At 50.8% G+C, this 1,387-nt stretch carries 2 protein-coding genes; both read left to right on the plus strand.

Features of this window, described 5'->3' with window-relative positions; translation table 11 throughout:
* The first annotated feature begins 473 nt into the window (after positions 1–473).
* Positions 474–635, plus strand: a complete 162-nt coding sequence (locus ACTQVX_RS08790; protein WP_441033746.1) for a hypothetical protein — start codon at positions 474–476, stop codon at positions 633–635.
* Positions 636–668: 33 nt separating this feature from the next.
* Entirely contained in the window at positions 669–1,031 is a 363-nt protein-coding gene (locus ACTQVX_RS08795; protein WP_441033743.1) for a hypothetical protein, read from the plus strand.
* Positions 1,032–1,387 lie beyond the last annotated feature (356 nt).

A 1,387-nucleotide genomic window follows, 5' to 3' on the forward strand; every position in this document is an offset into this window, starting at 1 on the left:
CGATACAATACGGAGAGGCGCAGCGATGCGCTCGGCGGCCGCACGCCGGCCGAGTTCCGCGCCGCGCTGGGAAGGGCCGCGTAACGGTCCAAGAAATCGTCCGCAGTCCCCTTGCATCCGTACACCATTGTGGAAGAGGGGCATTTGGATCGCATTTTGCGTGTTGCTGTTGCGTGTGGTATTCCGGCCGTGCGGGCAATACAGATGGTGAACATTAATGTGGCAACGTGTTTTCGCATGGATCGCGGTTTGGTGGATTGCACCACCTTCCAGTTTGTGCCACTTGAAGTGTAGAGAAGGCCGAAGGTTGAGATGGGGCGTTCGAAGCGTGCGCACGTACAATTGAAGAAAAAGTGTGCGACCTTGCACGAAGAGCTGAACGAGATTGAAACACCTGGTGAGCGTTTGCACTCCTTTTGCTTGTAGCTTAAAATGTAACTGCATTTTTTCGCCAAGAGAAGAGGAGTTGTTCCATGCCTATCTACAAGGATGGACACGGCAGTTACGGACATTGTTGGATTGAGGGCAATGGAGTTACGTTCTGGGTCTATGTCATGGACGGCAGATCCAAATACGGTCCTTATTCCTCACTGAATGACGCAATGAGCGAGTTCAGCAAATGGTGCCTTGCGTAGAGAACCAGCACGCACCCGAAATGAGGTAACAACATGGGATTATTTGGATTTGGCAAGAAGAAATCGCCCACATACACTTACAAGATGCTTTTCTCTAGTCCTTTCAACTACGAGAGGGATCATCAAATCAAATCTTTGGCGCTGAAGCGTCTTAACGATGCGGGTGTTGTCGTCAGCAACACGAAGACAACGGTCATGGGTCCTGGCGCTAAATCGGAGTTCACGGGGGAACCAGGAGAAGCGATTATCATTACGAATGATGCGATTGATGACAGGACTTCGTTTATGACAATTGAAGTAAAAACCAACGAAGCTTCAGCTGAGGCAATCAATGCTGCCTTCGCAGATATCAAAAGCATATTGATCGACGCGGACATTTTCTTTCAGGAATTCTAGTTGCCGCATCGACTATCAGGCAAAATAATCTTGAGTAAAAAGCGATTCTCCACCTGGCTCTCTTCCATATCCCCTGGCGGAAAAACAAATAAGACAAGCAAAAAACCGCCCTGCTGAATTTGTCGTTCAGCAGGGCGGTTTTGCTTGTCCTTTTGGGCCTATAGGACAAAATGTGTGTCCCGATAGAACATCCGTTTCCATCCATTAATCCAGCCAGAACGGGTACGGGCCCCTGTGGTGGAGGTCGGGACTGCGGACAAAAAGTTGGACCGTTGAGGTCCGGAACGGAGTCCGCATGGCATACAGTAGGAGAATGGTGGAGAGGGCCAGGGCGCTTCGCGGCGCCGGGCTCACCG

This window comes from Collinsella sp. LCP19S3_A6 (assembly GCF_052122015.1).
In the GTDB taxonomy this organism is placed as follows: Bacteria; Actinomycetota; Coriobacteriia; order Coriobacteriales; family Coriobacteriaceae; genus Collinsella.